Consider the following 19,476-nt stretch of genomic DNA (forward strand, 5'->3'; position numbering starts at 1 on the left):
AAGAGCAAGGTATGAACAGGGTAACAGTAGGCATTGTAAGCAATAACAGGAGGTTGCGGGTCGCATATAGATTATTATTTGAAGAAGAGACGGAAGGGAATGTGGAGGTTCTGTGGGATGCCGTTTTGGGTGACGAGGTCAAGGCATGCCAAAAATACTATGGACAGCCGGATGTGCTCGTGGTGGATTATGAAGGAATGTGCGATCAGGCTTCTTTCGGTCTGGAAGAGCTAAATTATATTTTTCCCGAAAGCAAATTTTTATTCGTCTGCGACGATTCTAATGCAAGTCGGACTCGGGAATTGGGAAAGAATCTGCAACAATTTCTAATTTCAAAATATTGTTCTGTTCAGACTTTATTGTCCGCTATTTCCAGTCTTATTTTGAAAACTTCTCCTTTTCTATTTCAATCCAAAAAACCAACTTCATTTTCTATGAATAATTAGAGAACACCTTCCGCAACTTCTTTCCAGAAACGGATATAACTCATCGTACCAATCTATTAAATTAAAGTTTCGAAATTACGTTATTGTTTATGCTATTTCAATATGCTATTTCAAATTATCTATTACCCGGGGTAAGGCAATCTTAAACCATTGCGTATAATTTTCTGGATTTTGATTGATATCGGCTAAAATTTTGTTCAGATCCACCCATTTATAATCTTGAACTTCATCTTTGTTGATCTTCGGTTCCTCATTGGAGTAACCGATAAAAACGTAATCGTATTCATTTTCTATTAAATCGTTTTCAACTTCAATTTTATAAATAAACGAATGCGAAAACTCCAAATCACATTCCAATCCCATTTCATACACTAAACGCTCTGCAGCACTTAGCAATACATCTTCTTCCCATTGGGGGTGGGAACAACAAGTGTTGGTCCAAAGTCCAGCGCCATGATATTTATGGTTTGCCCTTTGCTGTAAAAGAAGTTCACCTTTATCATTAAATATAAATACCGAAAATGCCCTATGAAGTTGGCCTTGTTGGTGGGCTTTCAATTTTTCCATTTCACCAAGCGCGACGTCGTTATCGTCTACTAATATGACTTTATTTCTTTCCATTTTTGCAGTTCAACATGGTTCTGCATAGTTCATTTTAACGCTTCTCCATATACACGCAGCGCTCTGTCTCTTGCAAAGCTGTGTTCAACTATTGGTGGAGGGTAAGCATCGGTTCCGAACTCAGGCAACCATTTTTTTATATATTCTAAATTTTTATCGAATTTTTCTATCTGGGTAGTAGGATTAAAGACCCGAAAATAAGGCGCGGCATCGCAACCTGATCCTGCAGCCCATTGCCAATTTCCATTGTTTGCAGATAGATCGTAATCGTTAAGTTTTTCAGCAAAGTAGGCTTCGCCCCAACGCCAGTCGACAAGCAGATGCTTGCATAAAAAACTGGCAGCAACCATTCTTACACGATTATGCATATACCCCGTTTCATTAAGTTGTCGCATACCTGCGTCCACCATTGGAAAACCCGTTTTACCAGTACACCATTTTTCAAATTCCGTTTCGTCATTCCGCCATTTAATACGATCATATTGCTTTTTGAACGACTCCTGCTCAACGGCTGGGAAATGATAAAGGATTTGCATAAAAAACTCCCTCCAGATCAGTTCGGACAGCCAGATTTGATTGTGCTTGATAGCAAAAGTTACACACTTTCGAATGCTTATGGTGCCAAATCGTAAAGCAATGCCTAACCATGTTGTTTTTTGCAGAGCAGGATAATCCCGAAATTTGTCGTACTGGTCAATGATGGCAGCTTCTAATGTAGGATTTTCAAAAACCATATCTGTCTTTTTAAAACCAATGTCATGTAAAGAAAGGATTTCCGAAAAAGATAGAGGATAAAGATTTTCTAATTGTATGTTGTACGATTTATAGTGTTCAGCTTTTAATTTTTCCCTCCACTTTTTGGCATAAGGCGTGTATATTGTATAAGGCGAGCTATCGTTTTTTACGATATCATTTTTGTCAAAAATCACCTGATCTTGGAATGCTTGAAAACGAATGTCACGTTCATTTAAAAAATTATATATTTCTCTATCGCGCCGGATAGCACTAGGTTCATAATCCCTATTGCAAAAAACGGTTTGGATCGCAAATTCATCGACCAGCATCTTAAAGATATCAAGCGGGGCTCCATAAAAAGTTTTGAGGGCAGAACCCCGTGATTTTAAAAGCATATTGATGTGTGTAAGTACTTGATGGATATAATCTACCCGCCTATCATTTTTATTGGTCAATCTATCCAATATATTTTGATCGAAAATAAAAACAGGCAAAACAGGAAATTCTGAAGAAAGGGCCTGATATAGGCCTACGTTATCCGTTAAGCGTAAATCTCTACGAAACCAAAAAAGAGAAATTTTACTTTTTGCCACCATATTTTTTACGTTGAAATAGTTTGAAAAAATAGAGAACCAACAAAAACTGTGTGTAACCATAAACAGCATCTTCAATGGGAATCGTCAGGATTCTTATTCCTAAAAAATCAGTAGGGTTATAGTTTACGATTGGCGCATCTAGCCCTGTGCCAGTTAGAATACCATTAACCGGAAAAAAACCTAACAATAATACGGTGAATACCAACGATGCTTTGCCAATCCAATCCACTCGGGCAATAAGATGTAAATACACGAGTGTGGCTATAGCAGTGATTGCTGTTACAAGGGTGTATATTTTATCATCGTTCAATAAGGCTGTAACAGATAATATAATCACACTCACAAAGACAATGATGTTGTTAAAAGCACTAAACCACGTTAAATTGAAAAATTTATCCAAGCAGAAATAAGTGAAGATGCAGGAAAAAGGAATACAAATAAAAAATAGCCATTCTTCAATAGGTAATCCGGCTAATATAATTCCCAGCGTATAATTCGTATTGAACCACCAGACACCACGGGCTGTAAACCAGATATCCCAAGCGATATAAGGGATGGCGACAATCGTAACTGAAAGCAGAAAGGTGCCGAAGTGTTTGTGAAATTGAATTCTCCTGTCAAAAGATGCGATAAAGCAAACAATGATCGTGAAGAAGTTAATCAATAGATAAGTATAGGGCTGTAACATTATTTTTTGTTGAAGTACATTTTAAAATATTTGATAGGTACCCATAAAAATCCAAAACACTCGCCGTGTTCCTTTCCCGTGTGTTTGTGATGTTGCTTATGTGCTCTCCTGATAGATAGTAAATACGGATTCTTGGTATCTCTCAAAACTTTTATACGTTGATGTATAAATATATCGTGTACAAAAAAATAAGCCGTACCGTATAATGTGATACCAACCCCCATGTAAAATAAATAATTGTATCCCGCCTCTGCTCCGAAGTACATCAGTGCAATAGCAGGCATGGCAAATATGACAAAGAACCAATCGTTCCGCTCTAACGAGCTATCGTGGTTATGATCGTGATGGTCTTTATGTAAACGCCAAAGAAAACCGTGCATAATATATTTGTGAATAAGCCAGGTCGCGCCTTCCATCAATATAAAAACGAGGAGTATGATTATAAAATTCATCATAGGAAAGCCATTTTATAACGTAAATAACTGGTGAGTGCAACGAATACTTTCTGCGTATTTGGAATTCTAATTCTGTTTGCCAAGATATCTTCAGATGATTTCTTTTTAATCTTGCAGAACAACGAGAGATAGTATTTGTAAGCTAAGTATACACCGAACATAGAGGAAGTAGGAAGTTTCTTAATACCAAGTAGGGCCTCCTTAAATTCCGTTTCAATTTCATTCTCGATTTGACTCTTTACGCCGTTATCAAATGCACACATATCGATACCCGGAAAATAAGTGCGTCCCAATGTCTGATAATCGTCTTTCAGATCCCTTAAAAAATTCACTTTCTGAAATGCTGAGCCCAACTTCATAGCATAGGGTTTCAACTCTTCGTATTGCTTTTTATCACCTTCGATAAACACCTGCAGGCACATCAAGCCCACCACCTCGGCAGATCCGTAGATATAATCCTTGTACAGTTCCGAGTTGTAATCCATCTTTTGTAGATCCATTTCCATGCTGTGAAGAAACTGCTTGATGAGCGTTTTATCAATGTGGTATTTATTAACCACTTCCTGGAATGATTGTAAAATAGGGTTTAATGCAATGCCTTCTGCTAACGCAATATCCGTTTCTATTTTGAGCCTACCAAGTAACTTTTTTTTGTCATAACCATGAAAACTGTCCACAATCTCATCCGCCAATCTTACGTATCCATAAATAGCATAAACTGCTCGGCGTATCGTAGGGCTTAGGGCTAAGATGCCTAACGAAAAACTGGTGCTGTATTTTTCAGTCGTTTTTTTACTTACTTCGTAAGCTAACTCATCAAATAATCTTTTCATAGCTTTCTATTTTTAGGTGTTGGATTTCGTTGGCCGCTATTTTTCCCGAAATAATAGAAGGTGGTACTCCTGGACCGGGAACGGTCAATTGACCCGTATAAAATAAGTTGCTTATTTTTTTATTTTTAATCTTGGGCTTCCATACGGCTGTCTGTGTTAAGGTATTGGCAAGACCATAGGCATTACCACCATAAGCGTTATAATCGGATATAAAATCACTAATGCAATAACTTCTCTTATATTCAATTTTCGAAAATAAATCGGTTGTGCCTGTATGGCGTTCCACTCTTAAGAGCATTTCTTTCAAGTATCTTTCCCGTGTTTCTTCTCCATCTTCGATTCCGATAGCCAAAGGCATGAGTAGAAACAGATTTTCGCTGTTCTGCGGAGCAACATTTGCGTCTGTTTTTGAAGGACAACAAGAATAAAACAACGATTTTTCCGGCCATTTTTTTTCGTTATAGATGCAATCGATATGCTCGTCCAGATCATGTTCAAAAAACAGGGTATGGTGTTTTAGATTTGGGATGGGTTCCTTGATCCCTAAATAATAGAGCAGACAGGATGGAGCAAAAGTACGCCGGTGCCAATATTTTTCATCATAGTTCCTGCGTTCTTCGGGCAAAAGAGTCTCTGTATGGTGATAATCGGAAGAAGCAATAACCGCGTCAAATTCGTGATATGCTCCATTAATAGTGAGTGACGTTATTTTGCCATTTGCCACATTTATTTTTTCGACCGTGTGATTGAAATGAAAAACCGCTCCTTGATTCTCTGACACTTTCTGCATAGCTAATACCAATTGATAAAAACCACCCATAGGGTAGTGTGTCCCTAAGGCGTATCCTCCATAATTCATTAAGCTATATAACGCCGGAATATGTTTAGGAGAAGCACCCAGAAATATCACGGGAAACTCCATTAAAGCCCGTAATTTTTTATCGGTAAAATATTTAGCAACGTACGTCCTAAAATTTGTTAGTAAATCAAGTTTGAAAACACTTTTGGCAATTTTTGGAGAGGCAAATTCTAACCAGTTGTGGCAAGGCTTATTAACGAAATCCTGCATACCGACTTCATACTTAAATTTTGCAGACCGCATAAATCTTTCCAATTGACGATCTGCTCCAACCTCTATCCGTCCAAACAAGTCTTTTAAGTCTTCGTACCGCTCCGGTATAGAAATTTTATCGTCAGCAAAAATCATCTCAAACTGTGGATTTAAAGAGATCAATTCAAAGAAATCAGCTGTTTTGCACCCAAAATCAGTAAAGAAATTTTCCATAATGTCTGGCATCCAATACCAACTTGGTCCCATGTCAAAAACGTAGCCCTGTTCTGTGGAAAATTGTCTTGCCCTACCTCCCGGTTGAGCATGCTGCTCAAAGACGTGCACCTCGTTTCCTGCTTTTGCAGCATACGCAGCAGCAGAGATTCCGGAAAAACCAGACCCGATGATCGCTATTTTTTTACTCATCTTTTACCTGTTTATCTGATAAATATGCTCTCGTTACGCTATCCAGCAATTCGGAGTTTTCGATATTTCGTAGAAATATAGGTTTGTGAAAATGATCCAGTTTATGTAATAACCTTATCAATTCCATTTTCTCTGCATGATCCAGGTTTCCCGTTACAATCTTGGTAGCCTGCCGGATTTTATCCATCTGCTTTTCCAATGCGTTTATGCCAGAAGCTGAAATAGTGATTATTTTACTTCTTTTATCCGTTTCCGAATCTTTTTGTATTATCCAACCTTGCGCGATAAGCCTATTGATAATTTGCATACCGGTAGGCTTATCTTGAATGTTTTTTTTGATAAGTTTCATCTTCGTCATAGCACCAAAAGCTTTCAGATTGATGAGGTAAATAAACTCCTCTTGTGTAGAAAATTCGGAATTATGTATGGCAGATTTGGAATAGGTTTTTGCATACCTATTCATGTGTACAATCAGGGTATTGATAACACTCTCCGGACTGCGGCCGTTTTCTTTACCTTCCCAATCAGGCTCATATATGATGTTTTCCTGTAGGCGCATTTCATCATATATCCAATGTTTGAAACCTGATATATCCGTTGTATAGTTTTTGTTTCCCATCTCAAACTTTTCCATTAGGTTTATCATGTCCTTTAGAAGCGTGTAGTTCATTTATTAGTATATTTTAATACTTTAATTCCCGTTATTAGAACGTAAATATACCTTATTAGTTTTGGTAAAGAACTTTTTTATACTATTTTTTTGTAGAAAAAAAATAGCCCGATTTGGGCTAAAGATGTATAATGGAAAAATAGGATTTCCGCAAGGTAAAATGGTTAATCGTTAATCGTCGCAACCCACGGGTGTATACAGCAACGTATAATCTGCACGCTCGTCAGTTTCCTGTACACCTGTACTGGTATTAACCTTTAGTGGTTTTTGAGCCAATTGATCGGGTGCGAACTTGAACGCTACCGCCATAGAATCATTCATCCCTTCTTGCATATAACGCCATACCGCCGCGATCTCATCTCCGGTAATAGTCCCTACTAACACGCCTTTGCGGCTGTCTTTTTCTTTTGGTATCCAATTCATCTCGCCTTCGACCTTATCAGCATTTATAATTAGCTTTACGGTGGTTGTATCCTGTTGGTCAGCACCTTCGGTTCGGATAAAACAGTAGGATTTTTGCACCGTTCCGTTGTGTACGGTTGCATTGACGGTATCGTCATCAATCCGTTCTGACTCCTCGTTGTTGCTATTTCCGCTACCCGTGCATGAAGCTAACGCGATAGCAAATATTAAGAGATATTTCATCAATATATAGATTTTGTTTTATAATACTTTACAATAGTAGTGCCGCAATTTAAAAAACCTTGTTTTCGTGGATTGAATGCGTTCGAATTCCATAGTAACTTTGAAGTAGAGATTTAAAGGTTTAGAAAAGATGAAAAAAATAATGTTGTTTATGGTATCTATTCTACTTTTAGGATGTACCAAAGAAGATAATCCAGCTCGGGAAAACGAAGATTTTAATAGCCTCTATGGTGGCATACCCTATAAAGGAACGGTTCAAGGATGTATTTCGTTGGATGAAGGCAATGCACTTGATCTCTCCGGAGACGGGAGTATTGCCCTTATCGAAGCAACAAGTGATTCCGTTTCTATCGTTTTTCTGTCGGATATCGACGACTTGGGTGAGATCAATATCAAGATACGCGGAGAATTCAATAGCAAATCCTTCCATATGGGAAAAGAAAGTTCCGGTATCTATTTTAGGGTTGTTGATCAGATTATAAATGGAAAATTCACTTCCGAACCACAAGATATGGTGTTTGAAGGGAAATTGGAGAAGGAAAGTGGGCAAATGGAAATGGTGGCCATATTCAAAGAGGAAACCGAGAGCTTTCCCGAGGGAACAAGGTTAGAACTTAATTTTGATACCAGTCGTAAGATCACGGAAAATGACGACGATGGACCTGGCTGTCAGATGCGCATGGTTCCCATATGGGGCCCTAACGGTATGACTATGGGTATGGTTCCCGATTGTTAGTTTGGGTATTTATCTGTAATTTCAAAAATAATCAGTGATTACATTTCTCACATGACGCAGAAACTCGGATTGCTTATTTTGTATTGGTTGTTTATAATAACATCTGGATTTAGTCAGTCGAAAGATGAACTAAAATACTACAACGATAGTGTGTACCGGCAACTTCAGCAAATACAAGACCACGAAACAAAGGCGCAGGCTTTATTCGATCTGAGTTTTTTTTGGTCAGACTACGATACAACGAAGGCATTTTCGTATATACGCGAAGCGGAGAATGTTTTAGGAGGAATCGGTAATTCCACGTATTATCGGGGATTGAAAAGCTTTTACCGTGCCGCAGTCTATTTTGAGACCGATCCTGCCAAAGCCAAACAAAAATACATGGAGGCAGAAAGCAGTTTGAAAGATGTTGGTGCAGAAAAACATCTGGAGGCGTCACGTTACCGTGCACGGTTATGGGGGAGCTATGGTGCTTTATCGCAACGTGAAGGTAAAGCACACGAATATGTAGAAATTCTAATAGAAAAAGTCATTCCCTTAGCCAAGAGTATCGGAGATTCATCCTTATTAGGGAATAATTATCAGAATGTCGCCATGAATTTAATGAATTTAGGCGATTATGAGAAAGCAGATGAGTATTATAACAAAGCGCTGCAGTTACTTAAAGGGAAGAATGAGGCCTTAGAGGAGCGTTTTACACTATTTATCAATGCAGCACGCAATGCTTTGCTGCACAAAAATTATCGTAAGTCGGGTGAATTTATAGACAGTGCAGCGGTTTTGGCTGTTCAGATTCCGAATTCATCCTATATTCCTATGTATCATGCTGTTTCGGGAAGTCATTGGGCGGCAGTCAAAAATTATAAAAAAGCAGATGCACATTTTGAAAATGGCCTCTCCGCAGCAAAGACGCGGAACAATGAGGATATGGTAGCCACCCTACTTTTTGATCAATTTACGGCCTATCAGATGAACAACCAATATGCCGCAGCAAGGGAAAAATTATTAGAAGTATTGCCTTATGTACAGCAGCAATCTTCTTTGCGAAACAAGCAGATGGTATATTACAATCTCGCTAATACCGTAGCGAAATTAAACCAATACCAAGAGGCTGTGAAATGGTACGAAGCATATAAAAATGTATCAGATACCCTTTTTTCTGATCAAAATCAAGCCCACATAGAGGAATTAGAAAAAAAATACGAGACAGCAGAAAAGGAGAAAGCGTTTCTCCAGATAAAAACAGAAAATCAAAAACAGCAGCTTTCCCTGCAAAATACCCGCATGCTGGCCGGCGTTCTGTTGTTAACCAGTATTATATTGGCCGCAGTTAGTTATAGTTGGTATAATGCCTTGAAGAACAAAAAGAAATTAGCGGCACACAAAGAAATGCTGTTGCAGGAAGAACTTAAAAATCATCGACAGCAAGAAAAACTGAATTTGTATCATGCTATGCTGCAAGGACAGGAACGCGAACGTAGTCGAATAGCTAGAGATCTGCACGATGGCTTGGGTGGAATGTTGGCTAGTGTTAAATTGAAATTATCCGCAGTTGCCACCAATGTTGATAAACAAGAGATTAATAAGGAATCCCATATGGAATTATATACCATTATCAATCAATTAGACCATTCGGTCAATGAACTGCGTCGGGTAGCACGTAATATGATGCCCGAGTCCTTATTGTACATGGGGCTGGAAGCGGCTTTGAAAGATCTTTGTAATGCCATGAAGAATGCTGAATTAAAGGTCGATTTCCAGGCGTCAAACTTGAACGACAATTATCCTCAACCTTTTCAGATCGCGGTGTATCGTATCATACAGGAACTGTTAACCAATGCCGTAAAGCACAGCGGAGCTTCGCAGGTTTGGGTGCAATGTAGTGAAGAAGAGGGGAAGTTTTTCATTTCTGTGGAGGACAACGGCCGCGGATTTGATGCCAAGAATGATCTATTGGAAAAAGAAGGGATAGGAATTTCTAATATCCGCAACCGCGTAGAAATATTAAATGGACAGTTTGATATCGATACAACATTAGGTCGGGGAGCATCGTTTCATATTCAACTCGATATATATGGATAATGTTATCTCCGTCATCATTATTGACGACCATCCGTTGGTATTAAATGGGTTTGAGTTTATTTTAAATAGAAATGCCAATATTTCACTCAAAAAAACGTTTACCCGCGCGAAGGATGCGGTAGCCTTTTTGGAGACCGAACAGATAGATGTCGCGCTGATGGACATTAATATGCCCGATATGAATGGAATCGACGCGACTGAAATTATACGAAAGTCGTACCCCGAAACACGGATAATCGCCATTAGCAACCTAAACGAAGGAAGTATTGCTTCGCGCATGATGCAGGCCGGCGCGGCTGGCTATCTACTCAAGAATGTGTCCGCAGAAGAATTGATCGACGCCATACAAGCCGTCTCCCAAGGAGAACAAGTGTTAAGCAAGGAGATGAGCGAAGTCTTGTCTGATAAACAGGATAGCGTACCTAAAATAACAGAAAGAGAACGGGAAGTACTTGCTTTGATGGCTAAAGGATATACGACGCCAAAGATCGGCGAACTCATGTTTATCAGTCCGCTAACTGTAGAAAGCCACAGAAGGAATCTTTTGCAGAAGTTTCGCGTGAGTAATGCCGTGTCCTTGATCCATAAAGCCACCGAAATGAAGTTTATCTAACTTTACCAACACCATATTTTATCGCCATTTTTAATATTCTTACTTTTTTCAGACGCGATAAAGGTTATTATATCGTAAATTTAACCTATGAAGAAAGCGGAAAGAAATAAGGGATTTGTTTTCAAGCAGTACGAAGAACCCTTTCAGACGCCTTTTGATAAGTTATTTGAGATTTTCAAGGAACTCATCACCCATACTTCCGGTGATTTTGACGAAGCCATTGATTGGTTGCGGGAACTGGATAAGGAATTCAAGCTGACTACCCCTGAATATACGATAGACGATTTTATTGAAGATTTGAAGAATAAGGGATATATTGTGGAGCGTATCGGTTTCGGTGGAGAAGGCGGTACCGACCTCACTTCGAAGATGGAGAAAGCCCTCCGGCAAAATGCCCTGGATCAGATTTTTGGCAAGATGCGCAAAGGTAAGTCCGGGAACCACAAAACGAATTACCAAGGACGTAGTGATGAGAACACGGGCGATTTTAGGGACTATCAATATGGGGATAGCTTGGAAAAGATATCCGTGACCGAGAGTTTAAAAAATGCGCAGATCAATCACGGAATAGGCGATTTTAGCTTATCAGAGAATGATCTGGTTGTCGAGGATACGCAATTTAAATCACAGATGAGTACGGTATTGATGATTGATGTCAGCCATAGTATGATTCTGTACGGCGAAGACCGTATTACACCGGCGAAGAAAGTAGCCATGGCGTTGTCGGAGCTTATCCTTACACGCTACCCCAAAGATTCGCTCGATGTCATCGTCTTTGGAAACGATGCCTGGCCGATAGCAATCAAAGATTTGCCGTACCTGCAAGTCGGTCCGTTTCATACCAACACTGTCGCTGGCATACAACTAGCTATGGATATACTCCGGCGGAAGCGCCATGCAAATAAGCAAATATTCATGATTACGGATGGTAAACCGAGCTGCTTGAACATGCCGGATGGCACGTACTATAAAAATCCCATGGGTCTCGATCCTTTTATTACCAGCAAATGCTACAGTGTGGCGGCGCAGGCACGAAAGTTGGGGATACCGATTACGACATTTATGATCACTACTGATCCATACTTACAGGAATTTGTTGATGAATTCACCGCGTCGAACCGGGGTAAAGCCTACTATACTGGATTGGGAGACTTAGGCGAGATGATTTTCGAAGACTATGAGGAAAATCGCAAAAAGAGAATACGGTAAAACGATTGATTTTAAGAACATTTGAATAAACGATCTTTCGCGCATTTGTGCGCGTCTTTAAAAAGAACATATGAATTATACGAATATTAAAACTTTTGGAGAACTGAAAAATACAGGATATACACCCAAAACGATCAAAGAAGAGCTACGTCAAAATCTAATTGCCAAAATACGGAAGGGGGAAACCGTTTTTGAAGGGGTACACGGATATGAGGATACGGTTATCCCAGAATTGGAAAGAGCTATTCTCTCCAAACACAATATCAATTTGCTCGGGCTTCGGGGTCAGGCAAAGACACGACTGGCAAGATTGATGGTCAATTTGTTGGATGAATATATTCCTGTTGTGGAGGGCTCAGAGATCAATGACGATCCATATCATCCCATATCACGTTATGCTGTAGAATTGCTGCGCGAGAAAGGCGATGATACACCCATCAGCTGGCTTCACCGAAATGAGCGTTTCGCAGAAAAATTGGCTACACCAGATGTAACGGTAGCCGATCTTATTGGCGATGTTGATCCTATTAAAGCAGCAAATTTGAGACTGAGCTACGCCGACGATCGTGTGATCCATTTTGGAATGATTCCCCGGGCAAACCGTTCGATATTTGTGATCAACGAACTGCCGGATCTGCAAGCCAGAATTCAGGTGGCGCTCTTTAATATTTTGCAGGAGGGCGATATACAGATTCGGGGATTCAAGTTGCGCTTGCCGTTGGATGTACAATTTGTGTTTACGGCTAATCCAGAGGACTATACCAATAGAGGAAGTATTGTGACGCCGTTGAAGGATAGGATAGGTTCGCAGATTTTGACGCATTACCCAACGTCGGTAGCGGTGGCCAAAACGATCACGGCGCAGGAAGCAGACTTGGAGGCCGGGCAAAAGGAACAGATTTATGTTCCAGAGCTGGCACGAGAAATCGTGGAGCAGATCAGTTTCGAAGCTCGAAGTAGCGAATATATCGATGCGAAAAGTGGGGTCAGTGCGCGCATGAGCATTACGGCATTCCAAAACTTGCTGAGTACAGCTGAGTTGCGTATGTTGCGAAACGGAGACGGGACCACAGCGGTGCGGTTGAGCGATTTTATGGGGATCGTACCGGCTATAACGGGAAAAGTAGAGTTAGTATACGAAGGCGAGCAGGAGGGAGCTGCGTCAGTAGCTATACAATTAATCGAAAATGCTATAAAAACCCTTTTTCCTATCTTATTCCCTAAAATAGAGAAACTGGAAAAAGAAAACGAACAATATCCTTACGATGAAATTGTGCGCTGGTTCTCGGATTCGGATGGTATTGAATTACCCGATGAATTAACTGATAGAGATTATCAGCAAGTATTGGATCAAGTGGAGCCTATCCGTGCATTGATACAGCAGTATCAACCAGAGACGAAACCGGAAGATATCTATTTTCTCAGTGAATTGGCGCTTTGGGGATTGACTCTGTACAATAAACTAAGTAAATATAGAGTAGACAATGGACTGCAGTTTCAAGATAATTTCCAGAAATATCTTAGAAATAATATATAGAAATTGCTAAATATTTTGAAAGTTATGTTAAGCTGTAGGCAAACAATCGCAACTTTACTTTTTTTACTGATTGGTCTTACATCTTTTGGACAAATTTACGACCGTAAGCTAGAAGACCACAAAGAAAAAAATAAAGAAGCTTATTTTCGACTTCTTCCGGAAATAGCTGATCAGGTTTCTGACTCAACACTAACAATTGAGCAGGAGTATGCCTTGTTCGATCCGATTGTCGATTTCGCAAATAGGGATGGAAGTACTTTTATTGGACTACGTAAAAAATATTTACAGGAAGTTCCTCAACCACCTATAGGTCTTGTAGAAATACGTTTAGATACGGTTCAAGATAGTGCGCTAATCGCTATGTTAGGCAATCCGAAGTTTACAACCATTACTTTATTACAATGTTATAAACCTATAGAGATTGGTAACCTTATTCATAGTTTAGTGCAGCCTAATATTTATCAAGCTACGGGAATTGGGATTAAAGAAGCAAGTATTTCCCATACATTTGGTCAGCAAGTCTTTGCAACGAACTTAAAAGATGACAAATGGCAGATCTGGGTAGTCAATAGAGCTTATGCACTTCGGTTTGATTTAGATCTCCATACGATGGTCGTAAGCGATTTGTTGTATACTGTGCCAAATACGCCAGCATATCTGCAGCTTCAACTTCCGTTTATACCCTATACACAACGTTTTGAAATGGATGCACTTTACCAAGATATAAATGAGCTGCGTTGGAATACGTATTCAATCGATCTCTTACGGGAATCGGACTCTTATGCTTGGCAAGATACTGTCAATCGACGCCTCCGCACATTTTATTCACAAAAAAAAGTACGTTTTTCCAAAGTAAGAAACGGGATACTTAAAAACCTTGAAACCGGTGCGGCCTTAGAGGCAAATTGGGATGAACTTGTAGATCTATCCATGGAAGAAAAAGAACGGTTAAAAGAAGTATTGCAATTGCGTATCATTCAACCGGATGAAGCGGCTTATTATCTGTTTTCTGTTACGAACGGGATTTTTCCGTTCAACGAAGATATAAATGAAATCGGGAAGAATGCGATGTGCGGTTTCCAGCATTATATACGCAGTAACAAAACGGATGATACGTATAAAATTCAATCTAAGGGATACTCTATTGCATTTGAATACGATTGGAATATAAAAACCGGTGATTTTTCGACGATTAGGGTTTTCCGAAAAAAATAGGTTTACTAAATTTTATCTACAGAACCTCTGGGAATATAACGGAAACGTATGGAAAAGAATCAAATAAGTGCAGACGAATTTGTCTCTAAGTTCATGAACGGCAGCGTAGATCACCTGACCTACATCCAAACTCCCATTAAAATATTTTCATTAAAGGACATTGCACCGTACCTGAAAATACCCATTCCGCCGATTTTTTTTGGCTATAATCTGTTGATCTATATTACAGAAGGGTATTTCACACAGCAAATTGAATCAACAACTTTTATGGTACAGGCTCCGGCCGTGTTAATCTGTAATTACGGACATATATCCGCTATCCACTCGGTTGATAAATCAGCGCAAGGCTATTGTGTCTTAATTAAAGAACAAGCCATGACGTCCTTGTTCAGAGAACAGGAAATCTTAAATATCTTTACGATTTCTCCTCTACTTAATCTAACGGTATCCGATAGTGCGGAACTGAATACGCTGCTTGGCCTCTTATATAAGGAAATCTATAATGAATCGCCTTACAAAGAACTGTATGAAAGTATCTTCAAGACGGTTGTTTTGAAGATTATCAAACTTTCTGAAGCGAACAAGTCCTTGGAACGGCGGCAGGAGATCGCTATTGCTTTCAAACAATTGGTACATCTACATTTTAACAAATATAAAAAAGTCGATTTTTATGCAGACCGACTTGCCGTATCGATCAATTACCTCAATCGATGTGTTTCTTCTGTATTTAAAAAATCCTCAAAGGAGCTCATATTGGAGGTTACGATTATTCATAGCCAACTCTTGTTATTGGAGACTAATAAGAGCGTAGCAACCATAGCGTATGAACTGGATTTTGCCGATCCTTCCTATTTTGCACGTCTTTTTAAAAAGATCGTGGGTATGTCACCTTCCGATTATAGGGAAAGTGTTAGCTGATTAAAAGGGCTGTATGCACGATTTGTCCTATATAATATCCAAGTCCTCATGATCTTTTTTTTCTTAACTGCTTAATTTTGTTTCTGAAGTTGCTGCTGTCTTTTTATTAAGTGATGGCAGCAGACATTTTTTTAAGAAATATAAAGATTAACATGAACGCAGTAAGAGAACAAATTGACTTTAATACGTATATCACCGATTTCAGAAAGCATCTAAAGCATTTGTTTCGTGAAGAATTTGATTATAATGCAATGAGTCTGCATCGGGATCTTCCGGCCGACTTTCTTTCGAAGATTATGGACAAAAAGCCTTTGGCAGTTGCGATTCCTACACTTTATGGCGGGAGGGGTATTTCTGTTAAAGAATGTCTGCGTGTTCTTTCAGCAGCGTCTTATGAATCATTGGCACTTTCCCTAATGTTTGGGATTAATATCGCATTGTTCTTAGAACCATTGGCAAAATATGGTGATTATGCGGTTCAGGAACGCGTGTTTAAGCAGTTTATCGAAAACAAGGCTATGGGTGGGTTGATGATCACGGAAAAAGCTTACGGAAGTGATGCGTTGAACATGAAAACAGCTTACCAACAAGTAGGGAACGGTTACCATATTAAAGGACAAAAGCATTGGCAAGGCTTGAGTGGTGCAGCAGACTTTTGGTTAGTAACTGCCCGCAAATTTAACCCAAATGGTGATTTAGCCAGAGATATCGATTTCTTCGTTACGGATAATAGTGTACCTGAACAACATATTCCGATGGTACATCGTTATAATAACCTCGGATTATATGCTATTCCTTACGGTATCAATGAGATCGATGTGGTGGTACCGGAGGAACAGAAGCTACTAGCAGAAAGTACCGGGATCAAATTGATGTTAGATATGCTCCACCGCAGTAGGTTACAGTTCCCTGGTATGGGTATGGGGTTCATTAAAAGGTTATTAGACGAATCGTTGCATCACTGTCAGACAAGAATAGTAGGTGGTGTTCCGTTATCAAACCTTGATTCCGTAAAATACCAGCTGGCAAGAATCCAGGCAGCTTATACTATCTGTTCGGGCATGTGTGCATTTAGTGTGGGACAAAGTGGCATTGAGCACAATCTAGCAGCCCTTAGTATTGAAGCCAATACATTAAAGGCTCTGGTAACCGACCTGATGCAAGAATCGGCACAGGTTAGTCTACAATTAGCCGGTGCAAACGGGTTTCGCCTAGATCACGTGGCAGGTAGAGCTACCGTCGATAGCCGGCCATTTCAGATTTTCGAAGGCTCCAATGAGATGTTATATGCGCAGATCGCAGAGGGCATACTTAAATTGATGCGTAAAGTAAAAGAGGACAATTTATTAAGTTTTTTGACCATGTATAACCGTACGAATTTAAGTGCGGATTTCTTTAAGACTTATTTAGATTTTAATATTGATAATGCCGTAAAACAGCGTGATTTGGTAACGCTTGGTAGTATGATCGCCCGTGTTATTAGTTTCCAATTTGTCTTAACGTTAGACGGATTTAATACACAGTTAGTTGAAATTACACGGCAGTATATTCTTAAAGATTTAGCGATGTTCCACGGACAACTGTATTCGAAAAACGATGCGGATCCCGTATTAGATTACGAGGCCAATTCAGATTGGGCTAATTTTTTAACATAGAAGCTACATTTTGATCATTTCAATATGCGGAATTCCATCTTCGATATAAGGTTCACCGGTTTCTATAAAGCCTAGGGCATTGTAAAATTTTGTCAAATATGTTTGCGCACTTATACGGATAGCTGAACTTCCAAAAAGTTCTTTACAAGAGGCTATGGAATTTTCCATCAGCTTTTTTCCTAATGTCAGTCCCCTGAAATCTGATCCAATCACCACTCTTCCGATAGAAGCCTCATCATACGATACATTCGGCGGAAGAAGCCTGGTATATCCTGCTAGCTTATCATTTACAAAGCACATCAAATGATAGCTATCAAGATCTTTATCATCAAGATCCTGATAAGCACAACACTGTTCTACAATAAACACTTCATTTCTAAGTTTCAATATCTGGTAAAGCTCCATGGTGTTTAATTCATCAAACACTTTGATAAAATATTCAATCCTCATAATAGCAATAGCTAAATTTAGGGTCGAAGATAACAGTTTTTAATTATTATTATTATTATTATTATTATTATTATTGTTACTGTCGCTCCGATGCTTATAGCGAATGATCTGACTTAGGCTTATATAATGTATATTAGCATAATATAAAAGACTAACAAAAATTGAGCAGAAGAATATGCGTTATACCCCCAATCCAGACAGATACCAACAGATGGTATATCACAAATGCGGAAATAGTGGCCTGAAATTACCAGCGATATCACTAGGTTTATGGCATAATTTCGGTGATGACAAACCGCATAACATCAAGCAGCAGATCTGCCGGACAGCTTTTGACCTTGGAATTACCCATTTTGATCTTGCCAATAATTATGGTCCGCCTCCCGGAACGGCCGAACAGGCTTTCGGCAGGATACTAAAAGAGGATTTTGCGGGTTTGCGGGACGAACTTCTTATTTCTACAAAGGCTGGTTATGATATGTGGCCCGGGCCATACGGCGAATGGGGAAGCAAAAAATACCTGATAGCTAGCTGTGATCAGAGCCTCAAACGAATGGGACTGGATTACGTCGATATTTTTTATTCCCACCGCTTTGATCCCAATACGCCATTGGAAGAAACCATGCGGGCCCTCGACCAAATTGTACGATCCGGTAAGGCATTGTATGTGGGGCTTTCTTCTTATAATAGCAGACGTACAAAAGAAGCCGTAGCTATACTTAACGATCTGGGAACGCCGTGCCTTATCCATCAACCAAGCTATTCCATGCTTAATCGTTGGGTTGAAGATGATGGACTGATCGATGCCCTCGATGAACTTGGAGTAGGTTCTATTGTTTTTTCACCACTTGCCCAAGGAATGCTCACTACAAAATACCTAAACGACATACCTGAAGGCAGCCGTGCCAGTCAACATAAGTCGTTAAACCCAAATTTTCTAAGTAATGAAAATCTAGAAAAGATAAGGTCGTTGAACAGCATTGCTGAAAGCCGCGGTCAAACACTAGCGCAAATGGCTATTGCCTGGGTTCTCAAAAAAGGACGGATTACATCTGCCCTTATTGGAGCCAGCAAACCTGAGCAGGTTATTGATTGCGTAGGTGCTATAAATAACCTTGATTTTACCGACGCTGAACTTGTGGAAATAGATCATTTTGCAACGGATGGCGGACTGAATATCTGGGCAAGATCGGCAGAACTAGATTAAGTTCGCCGTCTTGCTTTTAGGGAAACAATTCAGACGTTTTCTGTCTTCGGGATAAAAATAGATTGCAGATGGCGGATGTATTCTTCACGGTATCGTTCAATCCTCTCCGAAGTAGCATTTTTTTCCAGATCGTGAAAATGAAATCCCGGAATACGATTCATGCCGGTGAATTGGTTCATTTTATGAAAACCGAATAATACACCTTCGTCTACCGATGTTTGGTCAAAAAATTCTCCGGGAAGTGTAAAAGCTGTTTCGGGAGCATTCCAACTGGTCGTGACCATGTAGTTCTTACCTTGCATTAGTCCCCCTGTGCCATAATTGATGGAAGGATTTTTCCGGCTTCTTCCGTCACTGGCATAGATGCCGTTTTGATGCCCTGCGGTAAATACCTCATCAATATATTTCTTCAACCGGTTAGGTACTTGAAACCACCAAATAGGGGTGTGGTAAATAATGATCTCCGCCCATTTGAAATTTTCAGCTTCTAACATAACATCAAAATCGTCATTGATATTGGTCATGCGAACATGGAAATCATTTTCTCTCAAAAAATCACTGGTCCAATCCGTGAGTGTACTATTAAAACTTCCGCCAGAATGTGCAAAATGTTGTCCGCCGTTGATGATGAATATATTCATTTTTGTATCATTTAAATAATTAATACTGCAAATTTCTATTATAATAC

At 39.5% G+C, this 19,476-nt stretch carries 20 protein-coding genes; 10 read left to right on the plus strand and 10 right to left on the minus strand.

Annotated features, from left to right (window positions below; genetic code table 11):
* Positions 1–11: 11 nt before the first annotated feature.
* Positions 12–446, plus strand: a complete 435-nt coding sequence (locus tag FXV77_RS20575; protein ID WP_148921130.1) for a hypothetical protein — start codon at positions 12–14, stop codon at positions 444–446.
* A gap of 105 nt (positions 447–551) precedes the next feature.
* On the opposite strand, the gene idi is transcribed toward FXV77_RS20575, so the two are convergent.
* The 8 genes from idi to FXV77_RS20615 form a co-directional block, all read right to left on the minus strand.
* The gene (gene idi / locus FXV77_RS20580) at positions 552–1,067 is read right to left on the minus strand and encodes an isopentenyl-diphosphate Delta-isomerase (RefSeq protein WP_148921131.1); all 516 of its coding nucleotides are present in this window, start codon (positions 1,065–1,067) and stop codon (positions 552–554) included.
* A gap of 29 nt (positions 1,068–1,096) precedes the next feature.
* The gene (locus tag FXV77_RS20585) at positions 1,097–2,398 is read right to left on the minus strand and encodes a cryptochrome/photolyase family protein (RefSeq protein WP_148921132.1); all 1,302 of its coding nucleotides are present in this window, start codon (positions 2,396–2,398) and stop codon (positions 1,097–1,099) included.
* A complete protein-coding gene (locus tag FXV77_RS20590; RefSeq protein ID WP_148921133.1) occupies positions 2,382–3,086 on the minus strand; it encodes a lycopene cyclase domain-containing protein in 705 nt (234 codons plus the stop codon). Before FXV77_RS20590 ends, FXV77_RS20585 begins: the two co-directional genes overlap by 17 nt.
* Complete coding sequence (locus tag FXV77_RS20595; protein ID WP_223857404.1) at positions 3,086–3,541, minus strand: sterol desaturase family protein; 456 nt, start codon at positions 3,539–3,541, stop codon at positions 3,086–3,088. The genes FXV77_RS20590 and FXV77_RS20595 overlap by 1 nt, the downstream gene beginning before the upstream one ends.
* Entirely contained in the window at positions 3,538–4,374 is an 837-nt protein-coding gene (locus FXV77_RS20600) for a phytoene/squalene synthase family protein (protein ID WP_148921134.1), read from the minus strand. Before FXV77_RS20600 ends, FXV77_RS20595 begins: the two co-directional genes overlap by 4 nt.
* On the minus strand, positions 4,358–5,851 hold the full coding sequence (locus tag FXV77_RS20605) for a phytoene desaturase family protein (RefSeq protein ID WP_148921135.1): 1,494 nt from the start codon (positions 5,849–5,851) through the stop codon (positions 4,358–4,360). Before FXV77_RS20605 ends, FXV77_RS20600 begins: the two co-directional genes overlap by 17 nt.
* The gene (locus FXV77_RS20610; RefSeq protein WP_148921136.1) at positions 5,844–6,521 is read right to left on the minus strand and encodes a MarR family winged helix-turn-helix transcriptional regulator; all 678 of its coding nucleotides are present in this window, start codon (positions 6,519–6,521) and stop codon (positions 5,844–5,846) included. The genes FXV77_RS20605 and FXV77_RS20610 overlap by 8 nt, the downstream gene beginning before the upstream one ends.
* Positions 6,522–6,692: 171 nt before the next feature.
* A complete protein-coding gene (locus FXV77_RS20615; RefSeq protein WP_148921137.1) occupies positions 6,693–7,166 on the minus strand; it encodes a hypothetical protein in 474 nt (157 codons plus the stop codon).
* Positions 7,167–7,296: 130 nt separating this feature from the next.
* Between FXV77_RS20615 and FXV77_RS20620 the strand changes: the two genes are divergently transcribed.
* From FXV77_RS20620 to FXV77_RS20655, 8 genes are all read left to right on the plus strand, one after another.
* Complete coding sequence (locus tag FXV77_RS20620; RefSeq protein ID WP_148921138.1) at positions 7,297–7,902, plus strand: hypothetical protein; 606 nt, start codon at positions 7,297–7,299, stop codon at positions 7,900–7,902.
* 51 nt (positions 7,903–7,953) lie between these two features.
* A complete protein-coding gene (locus FXV77_RS20625; protein WP_148921139.1) occupies positions 7,954–9,984 on the plus strand; it encodes a tetratricopeptide repeat-containing sensor histidine kinase in 2,031 nt (676 codons plus the stop codon).
* Positions 9,977–10,597, plus strand: a complete 621-nt coding sequence (locus FXV77_RS20630) for a response regulator transcription factor (RefSeq protein ID WP_148921140.1) — start codon at positions 9,977–9,979, stop codon at positions 10,595–10,597. The genes FXV77_RS20625 and FXV77_RS20630 overlap by 8 nt, the downstream gene beginning before the upstream one ends.
* 87 nt (positions 10,598–10,684) lie before the next feature.
* A complete protein-coding gene (locus FXV77_RS20635) occupies positions 10,685–11,806 on the plus strand; it encodes a vWA domain-containing protein (protein WP_148921141.1) in 1,122 nt (373 codons plus the stop codon).
* A gap of 70 nt (positions 11,807–11,876) precedes the next feature.
* Positions 11,877–13,343, plus strand: a complete 1,467-nt coding sequence (locus FXV77_RS20640; RefSeq protein ID WP_148921142.1) for a sigma 54-interacting transcriptional regulator — start codon at positions 11,877–11,879, stop codon at positions 13,341–13,343.
* A gap of 24 nt (positions 13,344–13,367) precedes the next feature.
* Positions 13,368–14,558 (plus strand): hypothetical protein, encoded by a 1,191-nt coding sequence (locus FXV77_RS20645; RefSeq protein ID WP_148921143.1) that lies wholly within the window; start codon positions 13,368–13,370, stop codon positions 14,556–14,558.
* 48 nt (positions 14,559–14,606) lie between these two features.
* Positions 14,607–15,476 (plus strand): helix-turn-helix domain-containing protein, encoded by an 870-nt coding sequence (locus tag FXV77_RS20650; protein ID WP_148921144.1) that lies wholly within the window; start codon positions 14,607–14,609, stop codon positions 15,474–15,476.
* A gap of 152 nt (positions 15,477–15,628) precedes the next feature.
* A complete protein-coding gene (locus FXV77_RS20655; protein ID WP_148921145.1) occupies positions 15,629–17,131 on the plus strand; it encodes an acyl-CoA dehydrogenase family protein in 1,503 nt (500 codons plus the stop codon).
* A 3-nt stretch (positions 17,132–17,134) separates the two neighbouring features.
* Here the strand turns inward: FXV77_RS20655 and FXV77_RS20660 are convergent, their stop codons facing one another.
* Positions 17,135–17,581 (minus strand): GNAT family N-acetyltransferase, encoded by a 447-nt coding sequence (locus FXV77_RS20660; protein WP_148921146.1) that lies wholly within the window; start codon positions 17,579–17,581, stop codon positions 17,135–17,137.
* Positions 17,582–17,756: 175 nt separating this feature from the next.
* Here FXV77_RS20660 and mgrA point away from each other — a divergent pair, with 175 nt between their 5' ends.
* Entirely contained in the window at positions 17,757–18,788 is a 1,032-nt protein-coding gene (gene mgrA, locus FXV77_RS20665) for an L-glyceraldehyde 3-phosphate reductase (protein WP_148921147.1), read from the plus strand.
* A gap of 29 nt (positions 18,789–18,817) precedes the next feature.
* Here the strand turns inward: mgrA and FXV77_RS20670 are convergent, their stop codons facing one another.
* Entirely contained in the window at positions 18,818–19,429 is a 612-nt protein-coding gene (locus FXV77_RS20670; RefSeq protein ID WP_148921148.1) for an NAD(P)H-dependent oxidoreductase, read from the minus strand.
* Positions 19,430–19,476: the final 47 nt, after the last annotated feature.

This window comes from Sphingobacterium phlebotomi (assembly GCF_008180195.1).
Lineage (GTDB): Bacteria > Bacteroidota > Bacteroidia > Sphingobacteriales > Sphingobacteriaceae > Sphingobacterium > Sphingobacterium phlebotomi.